The 9,377-nt window shown below is 53.4% G+C and carries 10 protein-coding genes; 6 read left to right on the top strand and 4 right to left on the bottom strand.

Going from position 1 to position 9,377, the window contains the following annotated elements:
- Positions 1-163, bottom strand: a 163-nt coding sequence (locus KP699_RS15600; RefSeq protein ID WP_215763271.1) for a helix-turn-helix domain-containing protein, incomplete at its 3' end; no start/stop codon positions are given.
- 160 nt (positions 164-323) lie between these two features.
- On the opposite strand from KP699_RS15600, the gene KP699_RS15595 reads away from it, so the two are divergent.
- Positions 324-644, top strand: a complete 321-nt coding sequence (locus tag KP699_RS15595; protein ID WP_215763269.1) for a hypothetical protein — start codon at positions 324-326, stop codon at positions 642-644.
- Positions 645-862: 218 nt separating this feature from the next.
- Positions 863-1,681, top strand: a complete 819-nt coding sequence (locus KP699_RS15590) for a LysR substrate-binding domain-containing protein (protein ID WP_308164938.1) — start codon at positions 863-865, stop codon at positions 1,679-1,681.
- A gap of 37 nt (positions 1,682-1,718) precedes the next feature.
- On the opposite strand, the gene KP699_RS15585 is transcribed toward KP699_RS15590, so the two are convergent.
- Complete coding sequence (locus tag KP699_RS15585; protein ID WP_215763267.1) at positions 1,719-2,939, bottom strand: MFS transporter; 1,221 nt, start codon at positions 2,937-2,939, stop codon at positions 1,719-1,721.
- Between the two features lie 110 nt (positions 2,940-3,049).
- On the opposite strand from KP699_RS15585, the gene KP699_RS15580 reads away from it, so the two are divergent.
- The 4 genes from KP699_RS15580 to KP699_RS15565 all read left to right on the top strand — a co-directional run bounded on the left by KP699_RS15580 (position 3,050) and on the right by KP699_RS15565 (position 8,441).
- On the top strand, positions 3,050-3,994 hold the full coding sequence (locus tag KP699_RS15580; RefSeq protein ID WP_215763266.1) for an AraC family transcriptional regulator: 945 nt from the start codon (positions 3,050-3,052) through the stop codon (positions 3,992-3,994).
- A gap of 292 nt (positions 3,995-4,286) precedes the next feature.
- Positions 4,287-4,676, top strand: coding sequence for a hypothetical protein (locus tag KP699_RS15575; protein WP_215763265.1), 390 nt, complete (start codon positions 4,287-4,289; stop codon positions 4,674-4,676).
- 70 nt (positions 4,677-4,746) lie between these two features.
- On the top strand, positions 4,747-7,077 hold the full coding sequence (locus tag KP699_RS15570; RefSeq protein ID WP_252347140.1) for a TonB-dependent receptor domain-containing protein: 2,331 nt from the start codon (positions 4,747-4,749) through the stop codon (positions 7,075-7,077).
- An 11-nt stretch (positions 7,078-7,088) separates the two neighbouring features.
- On the top strand, positions 7,089-8,441 hold the full coding sequence (locus KP699_RS15565; protein WP_215763264.1) for a PepSY domain-containing protein: 1,353 nt from the start codon (positions 7,089-7,091) through the stop codon (positions 8,439-8,441).
- Between the two features lie 2 nt (positions 8,442-8,443).
- Here KP699_RS15565 and KP699_RS16560 read toward each other — a convergent pair whose 3' ends face one another.
- Together KP699_RS16560 and KP699_RS15555 are read right to left on the bottom strand one after the other, a co-directional pair.
- The gene (locus KP699_RS16560; RefSeq protein WP_308164937.1) at positions 8,444-8,701 is read right to left on the bottom strand and encodes an SCO family protein; all 258 of its coding nucleotides are present in this window, start codon (positions 8,699-8,701) and stop codon (positions 8,444-8,446) included.
- Between the two features lie 445 nt (positions 8,702-9,146).
- The coding region (locus KP699_RS15555; RefSeq protein WP_215763231.1) for a transposase at positions 9,147-9,377 on the bottom strand (231 nt) is incomplete at its 5' end.

The raw sequence follows: 9,377 nt of genomic DNA, 5'->3' as shown, positions 1-9,377 counted from the left end.
GACGACGGGGCGTCCGCTCGCCGCTCTCACGTTCCCGACGCAACCAGCGGATCGCCGTCGAAATCCCAACACCAAACCGCGCCGCAATCGAGCGGGCCGATGCTCCCGCAGCTCCAGCCTCCAGAACCCGCTTCCGAAGATCATCACTCAATGCTCGTGCCATCACCCTCTCCATCAGGAAAAACGGTGAATCACAAGACGCCTTCACTGTCACCTCTCGATTCAGGATTCAGTGGAACTGCTCTAACCGAGCTACTTTCTTGCTTGCGGCCTTCGCGATGGAGAACATGCTTAAGGCATTCCTTGTCTATGAGGATCCCTCCTTGATTGAAGAGGGATTTATATCAAAAATCACCACTCATAACCTCTGGAGCTTGGCTAACCGCACATCATGTATTCCATACAAAGCACGCGACCGATGGGTGTTTGAGGCACTTTCGGAAGGGAACGAGAGTTGGGCACGTTATCCTTGCGGACGTGATGCTGACGATATCCAACGGGAGGGTCAGTTCACGGTCAGGCTTTGGGGAAAATATTGTTCTATGATGAATATTTACACAGTAAAAATGAAGAAAATGCTTTCCAAGGGGTGGGTTGGTCCGTTTGGATTTTATGGAAAGTGGGAAATTATCGATTCATTTTAACACTACTCTGTGTAGGTTAACTTGACCGTTGTTCTACGGATAAAAAAGCTTCTTTCGCGGGCATTCACAAAACTACCGGTTCAGCTTTGAAGCGGACGCTCGTTCCGTGTAAAAGCACTGAAACTTCGACACTCCGCGGTCCCTAAAGCGTGCAAGGGCAGCACGGAGCTACCACGGGCGCATACCATGACCCCAATTAGCCAAAAACGGTTCGACGCATTGGCCGGGTATACCCGGCTGCCAGCGACCGGCTCCGCGATATGGAGGCGGCGGGAGAAGTGACTCTTCTTATTCGGGGGCGTCGCGGCATAGCGCTGACCGAAGCCGGGGAGATGCTGGCACACCATGCCCGCACGATCCTGCACCAAATGGCCCAAATGCGGGGCGATATCAGACAATATGCCAAGGGGCTGCGGGCTTCGGTACGCGTCTTCGCGAACACCGCCGCGATTACAGAGTTCCTACCTGGGAGCCTTGCCCCTTGGATGGCTGCTCATCCCCAGATCGACGTTGACCTGAAGGAGCGCGGGAGCGGTGAGATCGCCAGAAGTGTCAGCGCAGGCTTTGCTGAGATCGGCATACTGTCCAGCGCGGTCGACACGGGTGATCTGATCGTGCGGCCCTTCGCGATCGACCGCCTCGTTATCGTGGCGTCCAGAGAGCATCGGTTGACCGGGAATAGAGCGGTACGGTTCGCCGACCTGCTTGGAGATCAGTTCATCGGCATGGCGGGCGGTGCTCTGCAGGATCATATCGAAGATCAGGCATCCCGCCTCGGGTCGAAGATGAAGATGCGTGTGCGTCTTGGCAGCTTCCAAGGCATTTGTCGGATGGCAGGAACTGGGACGGGCGTCGGCATCATTCCTGAATCTGCCGCGCGACGTTGCCAACGGGCGACACAGATCAAGCTAGTCCGGCTGTTAGACGAATGGGCGACACGCCGCCTGTCTTTGTGTGTGCGCGATGAAAACGATCTCACCGCGCCCGCCAAGGCGCTGTACGATCACCTGTCCCGAAGAGGTCCGCAGCATCTTTAAAATGGCAGATACTTGAAGATCTATTTTTGCTTTCCTGTCAGATCGCATGATATGGACTTGTCCTGACCCGAAGTGCGATCAGCAAAGCTGAAAACAGCAGAATGGCACTGGCGACACCAAAAACACCTATCACCCCCCCGACACTGAACATCAGGCCACCCACGGCAGCCCCTGCCGCAATGGCGGACTGTACGGAGACGACCACCATCCCGCCGGCGCTTTCAGCCTGATCGGGGACCGCATGAGCAACCCAGTTCGACCACGCGACAGGGACGCCACCAAAGGCCATTCCCCACAGGACCACCAGAAGAACCTGCCCTGTTATCCCAGTTGGTAGGAAAATCAGCCCCAGACCTGCTGCTCCAATCAGAAGGGGCATGATGACGAGGGTGGCGCGAAGGCTGCGCTCCAGCACCCATCCTGCAATCAAGGTTCCAATGAAGTTGGCCAATCCAAAGGCCAATAACACCAGCGCCATACCGCTGACATTGATCATCATCACACTCTCCAATACCGGTCGGATATATGTGAACAGGGCATACTGACCCGTATGGACAAGGGTGCAGCTCAGCATCCCCACACCAATGCCAGGTCGGCGCAGGACATCCAGAATGGTTCCTAAACGGGCGGGACTGGTCGGTTTCAGGGGCGGAAGCGTGCAAAATTGGAAAGCCAGAGTTAGAACACCGAGTGCCGCCGCCGCTAAAAAGGCTATTCGCCACCCGTATACTCCACCCAGATAACTACCGAGTGGCACGGCGACGACGGTTGCCACAGAAATTCCGCTGAAAATGATGGATAAAGCGCGCGGCAGAAGTGGTGCCGGCACAAGGCGCATCGCCACTGCGGCTGCCATACTCCAAAATCCTCCCAAGGCAATGCCCAGCAGGACCCGCATTGTGAGCAGTACGAAGAGGCTGGATGACAAAGCGGCGAAAAGGTTGGACGCGATCATCAACACACTGAATGCAAGCAGCACAATGCGGCGATCGACCCGTCGCGTCAGGCTTGCAGTCAATAGTCCCGAAAACATGGCGATCACAGCCGTTACAGTTACAGCCTGTCCGGCTAGAGCTTCTGAAACACCTAGTCCCGCTGCCATGGGTGTCAAAAGACTTGCGGGCAGATACTCGGCTGTGAGAAGCCCGAAAACCCCCATTGCCAGTGAAAAGACGGCCATCCATGCGGGAGATGTCGGCTCAATGTTCTCTATACTGGCGATGTCAGATCCAGAGGTCTCTAGAAATTCGTCACTCATGAAAAACGTCCTTAGAATTGACTTTGCAACCTAAGCTAGACGGCATGCGCGGGACGATCTATGACTGATAATCCGTTTTTCTTGATCAAAACACCGGAATATTTTTAGCGTTGGACCAGATCGCCCCATCCTCAGATCTCATGAATGAACTGCTTCTCGGAATGCGTCTGCGCGGGCTTCAGTATCGTCGTGTTTATGCTGAAGCCTCTTTTGGTTTTGCTTTCAGGGCAAAACCCGGTTGCGCCTATTTCCATTTCATGGCGACCGGCACGGGAAAACTTCGGACCGAAAATTGTGAGATTCAGACACTTTCAGCTGGCAATGCGGTTTTTCTTCCGCAGGGAAGTGCCCATCAGATATTCTCTGATCCGGCAGTGCCGGTTCAGGATATCGATCACTGCGATGTCACTACCCTCAGCGAAACCGTATGTGCCGTAGAAGGCTGCTTTAGCGGCACACCTCACACGATTTTCTTCAGTGGCTGCATGGAATTTGATCTCGGTGGCCTTCATGGGCTTGTCCCCCTGATGCCGGAAATCATGATGATTGACGCTACAAGCCAGCGTTACGACGAACTCATGCCGATTTTAGCGGCCATGGAGCAGGAGGCGCGTGTCGGACGCATAGGAGATGCTGGCATCCTCGCACGTCTGGCAGATGTCGTAATGGCAGTCATTGTCCGGGGCTGGGTTGAATGCGGTTGCGGCAACAGTTCTGCTTTTGTAACGGCTCTTCGGGAACCAAAACTGTCCCGCGCTATTCTTGCCCTGCATCGTCATCCCGGACACGACTGGACTGTGGCGGAACTGGCAACTGAAAGTGGTCTTTCACGATCGGTGTTTGCAAAGCGCTTCCAGGAGGTGATTGGCGTTTCACCTTTGCGTTACGCTGGAGAACTGCGAATGCGCATTGCCCGGACTTGGCTTGCTTGCGACAGAATGTCTATCGAGAGCGTTGCCGACCAACTGGGTTATAAGTCTCAGGCAGCTTTCAGCCGCGCTTACAAACGTATTGTTGGTGTACCGCCCGGTTATAGTCGGCGGGGAGTGGAATAATAGATTTCATTCCGCAGCTTTTTGGTAATGATCAAGCAGAAGCTTGTCTGCTTTGCGCCAGATGATATTCGAAAGCTGACCTTTCGTTTCCGTCCTGACATGCCTGTCAGCTCAGTGATACAAAAGCAGACGTGCAGTAATCGCCTCTTGTCGGTCATTCGGGGGCAATTTACGTTTTCTGAAAGCAGACATGCAATACTGCTCAAAGATCAGGGATGTCGCTATTGAATGGTAGGATTGAAGCGACCGGTATGGACTGGTTAACAGAGAAAACTTGATGTAACGGTGACGCATGACTCCACGTGCTCACAGTTCAGCTTACCTGCTGGCCTTCTGGCCTCTCGTTTTGCTTGCACTGATTGCACGCCTGACATTTGGCGGAATTGCTTCCCCAACAGCACTGATCGACGATCCCCTCAAAACTTTTACACAGCTGAGCATTCTTTGCGATGCTCAGAACACATCGTCTGATCCAGACGGACAGAACCATCACTCAACCGCTCCCGACGATGACGGCTTTCTTCTGTCCGAGGCATTGGATCTGCTTATTATAAGCATCGTTTTCTGTCTTTTTGTGGACTTACGTATTGCTGCCATTCGTCAGTCATGGATGTTCACATCCATTCGGGGGCCGCCAACACCAAAACGGACTTCTCTCTGCCCGCAGGGACCTCCTGCCTGATCTGAATTGAAAGAGCCGCTCACCTACCATGCAGGTGAGCATTTTGTGCTGTCTCTTCAGGTTCCTTCACATGTTTCGTACGTCTTGTTTTTCACTTCCGTTTTACGGGACACTTACGGCTGCCGCCATTTTCTTGGCCAGCACTCCACACGCTGCCATCGGTGCAGAGAAGCCCCGCTCGCCTTTGAGTCAACATGCTCCTTCTGTAATCAAAACCCACAAAAACCCCGTCAAAACCGAACAGATTCTTGTAACGGGATTAAGCCGGTCGTCTGCCCTTACGCGTCCGGCAGGCCAGACGACTTATAGTTCTGACAGAAGTAATTTCGCGAACCAGGTTGGCCAGAGCGTTGCCGATATGGTGGTGACCATTCCCGGTGTCAGCTTTACGCAGGGAAATGGCCCCCGCGATACGAATATTTCCATTCGTGGGTCGGGAGACCGTCAGTCCTATGGCCTAAAGAATCTGCAGGTGCTGGAAGACGGCTTTCCCATGACCCAGCCCGACGGGACTGCCCGGGCCGATCTGATCGACCCCCATGCTTATCAGGGTGTCGATGTTTTTGAGGGGCCTGCCTCAACCCTGTATGGTAATTATGCCATCAACGGCGCCATCAATTTCCGCACCCGGAAGGGAACAGATATTCACGGGCTGGAACTGGGCTCCGATTTCGGCAGTTTCGGGATGTTCAACAACTATGCAACGCTCGGTTTTGGCAATAACCGCTATGACCTGATGATCTTCGGCAGCGATGTGCGCGGAAACGGATTCATTGCCAATAGTCGTTATAATACCTCGACAGAAAATGTGCGGCTTCGTGTCAATCTGACGTCATCGGATCGTCTTATCCTGAAATTCGTCAACAACGTCACGGATGCTTTTCTGCCAGCAAGATTGTCCCTCAACCAGTATCGGGCCAATCCCTACCAGCAGGGGTGCGTCAATGCGTCCAGCGCGGCAGCCGGATGCGCGTCCGTCAATCTGCTGGTCAATGGTCGCTATGGCGCGAAGGTTGCTATGAGTCCTGAATCCGCAGGATTGGGGCGCTTTGATCGGCGCACGGTGGTTGGCCTGCGCTGGGAGCATGATTTCAACAGCTACACAATGTGGCGAAACCAGTTTACATACGATCAGCGCCATATCGACCAGCCAACGTCCCCTATGGCGTATGTCGGTCCTTATAATTCCTATAATGTAAGCAGCGACATAACCAACCATGCGCAACTTGCTGGCAGAGCGTTGGAAACATTTGCTGGCGTGAATTTTGATTATCTCGATTTTGGTTCACAGACTTACAACATCATGCCCCTGGGCGGTGCAACACGAGGGGCCATGAATTCCGAAAGCTACGGGCACCAGTGGAATCTCGGAGCGCGCTTTCAGGAAGACTGGCATTTTGCACCCGACTGGCACATTGTCGCCGGGCTTGGCGGCACATATTCCGATATTGGCGCAACCGAAACACTCTATGGCTACTCCGCAACGCTCAACACCCAGCGGGCCATCACAGCCAATCGTTTCTATTTCAATCTCGCGCCAGAAGGCGCGTTGATTTATACGCCATCAAAAGACTGGACGCTTCATACCCGTGTTGGCACAGCCTATGGCACCCCATCCTCTTCCAATCTTTTCATTACGCCACAGGGGGAATACGGGAACAATACACAACTGAAAAGCCAGACAAGTGTCGGCATTGATCTGGGCGCTGACTGGCATCCCTCTTCGACGATCAGCATTCAGGCAACAGGTTTTTACGAGTTTTATAAGAACGAACTGGTCAGCCAGTCTGCCGGTGTCAACACCGTTGGTTCCTACACTTTTAACGCACCCGCGTCCGAACATCGTGGTGTTGTTCTGGGGGTGGAGTGGAAGCCGTTGCCCAAAATGCTTCCCGGCGGTCGGGTTAAACTGAGCTACACCTATGATAACCAGATTTATACCAATTATACCGAAGTTCTTTCCAACAGCACGCTCTCACACAGCTTCAGCCGTAAAGGGCATTATATCCCCGGGGTCATTCCCAATTTCCTCAATGCCCGCTTTCTCTACGACCAGCCTGACGGTCCACTGGAAGGACTGGGCGGATACGCGGAAGTCACGTGGCGTGATTCTTACTGGCTGGATAACGCCAATCGCCTGAAAGCGCCGGGGTATGCGCTGCTTAATCTTGAAATACATTATGATCCCCCTGCCCGGTTTGGCTGGGCGCATCGTTTGCACTGGTATTTCGAGGTACAGAACGTCGCCAACCAGACCTATATCGCGGGGGCGACAAACATCAGCGATAAACTGCAGGCCAATGGTCAGCAGGCCGACGCTATGACACTCATGAACAGCACAGGCTCCATCTACGCGGGTTCGCCCCGTGCGTATTTTGGCGGCGTGCGGATCAGGTTTTGAGGGGTAGTACCATGACCATGCACAGTGCCACCCTCTGGCCAGACCGTCGCACGCTCTGGCGCTGGCATTTCTTCGCAGGGCTGTTCTGCCTACCTTTTGTGGCCTTTCTTTCTCTGACCGGGACAGTTTATCTTTTCAAACCCCAGATTGATGACTGGATTGACTGGCGATATGACCATCTGCCCATAGCCTTGTCGCCCTCTCCCCAACGGGACGTTCAGGCAGCTTTATCCGCAGTGCCGCAGGGGGCTTTTCTGGCTTATGAACTTCCCCGGACTTTGCAGAGTGCGACGCGTGCTCTTGTCAGCAAGCCGGACGGAGAAGCGGTGCGCGTCTATGTGGACAGGAATACCCATACCGTTCTGAAAACTGTTCTGGAGGAGAACAGATTTGAACGGCTTGTTTTTAGGCTGCACGGCCAGTTGCTATTGGGAAATGTGGGTTCTGTCATTATGGAAATGGTTGCATCATGGACCATTGTGCTCATTGTGACAGGCGTGCTGCTCTGGTGGCCGCGCCATCAGAGTGGACTGGCGGGCGTTGTCTATCCACGCCTTGGAACAAAGGGGCGAACCCGATGGCGAGACCTCCATGCTGTCACTGGTGTTTGGACGTCCGTGTTTCTGGTGCTGTTTCTGGTATCCGGTCTACCGTGGTCCTTCGTCTGGGGACATGCCCTGCAATCGGTCGAAAACACGGTTGGTCGCCTGACCTCCGTCAAAGACTGGGAAATTGGCGCTGTGCCAGCCGCAGCGGTCATTGCCGGGCACCCGGTCGGACAATCACAGAAGCGGCCTGCAACAGGCAGCATGGATATGCCCGGTATGGACATGCCAACCGTCTCCACTTCTTTTCCGGAAGGAGACTTGTTAAGCAGTCTGAATACTGTTGTACAGACTGCGAGCACTCTTTCCCTGCCAGCTCCGGTCATCATTACGCCGTCTGCCTCTCTATGGACTGTGCGTTCCGACACGCAAAACCGACCTTTGCGGGAAAGTGTGACAGTAACACCCGACGGCCATGTGGTGAAACAGGAAACGTTTGCCGAGAAAGGCTTTATGGATCGGATCGTTGGCTACGGCGTTGCGGCGCATGAAGGCCAGCTTTTTGGAAAGATGAACCAAGCCATTAACCTTTTAGTGGCAGTCGGCTTACTGATGATGAGCTGTGCAGCAACAGTGTTGTGGCTTAAACGCAAACCTGTGGGTTCCTTGGGGGCTCCACCCACCTTGCCCTCTCAAAAATATGGAATGGTTGGTATGATGACCCTTGTCATTCTGGGGCTGCTTCTACCAGAACTGGGGGCCGCAGTACTTGTTCTGGTTCTCGCAAACCGGATGTTTGCGAGATTAGGTCCGACCTGACATCACGGGGATGGCAAGAGCCGTCTGAGTTCGCTTGCAATCTGATGGGCACTGGCATCAACGGGGATCATGCCAACCAGATGGTTGTGTCCATCCATGAGATAAAGAAGTGAACTATGATCGACGAGGTAGCCTGAGCCATTGGGGGCATGACGTCGTGCTGAGACATGAAAGGCCTTCATAACCGGCTGAAGCTGACTTTCGGAGCCGGTCAGGCCGACAATATGAGGTGAGAAACGCTCGACATACTCCTGTAACACTGCAGGAGTATCGAAATAGTCTCAGTCCCGCAGCCCCAGAAAACAGAAACACGATGATACCAAGCAAAGGAAATATCTTTTTCCACTCCTGCCATCTGGAAGGGGGCACTTGCTTGGTTAATGCAATCTTTATGGGCTTCTTGCGAGTCATCGCGCCATCATAGCAAACAGTATGCCGAACGACAGCAAGACATCTCCTTTCAATTTCCATGGCCGCTTTTTACTGCCTTCAAACATAAAGCCGACCTTCCGGTCTCCCCCGATAGTGTTGAAAAAGTCCCGCTGGAGTTTCTCATCAACATTTAGGTTCGATATCATAACGTATAGAGCGTTGTAATCATGGGGAATTTTCATTCCCAATTGCATACAAAATCCTGAGCGGACACCTCAATCTGACTTTTTCAACACAATCCCCCCAAAGCGGTATTATACCAATTTGCTTTTGCTATGACCCATGAGCCCAGTCGCGCAATCCGAGAGACATAATGCGCCATGGCTGGTCGGTGAGCTGGTTCCACGCATGGCAGGCGATATCGACGATATCGTCATAGGTTTTGAAGATTCTGTTTGAGAGCCATGTATTACGCATGAACTGCCAGACGTTTTCCACCGGGTTCAGTTCAGGTGACCGTGGTGGAAGCGGTAGGAGAGTGATGTTGGGGGGAACCGTCAGTTT

The organism is Acetobacter sp. P1H12_c, from assembly GCF_018811975.1.
GTDB classification, from domain to species: Bacteria; Pseudomonadota; Alphaproteobacteria; order Acetobacterales; family Acetobacteraceae; genus Acetobacter; species Acetobacter persici.
Note: the sequence above shows the minus strand (reverse complement) of the source record. Positions and strands in the feature narration are given on the sequence as shown.

Bases quoted from the DNA above. Each gene is read 5' to 3' on its own strand.
- KP699_RS15565 (WP_215763264.1), top strand. From the start codon at position 7,089: ATGACCATGCACAGTGCCACCCTCTGGCCAGACCGTCGCACGCTCTGG.
- KP699_RS15575 (WP_215763265.1), top strand. From the start codon at position 4,287: ATGACTCCACGTGCTCACAGTTCAGCTTACCTGCTGGCCTTCTGGCCT.
- KP699_RS15585 (WP_215763267.1), bottom strand. From the start codon at position 2,939: ATGAGTGACGAATTTCTAGAGACCTCTGGATCTGACATCGCCAGTATA.
- KP699_RS15570 (WP_252347140.1), top strand. From the start codon at position 4,747: ATGTTTCGTACGTCTTGTTTTTCACTTCCGTTTTACGGGACACTTACG.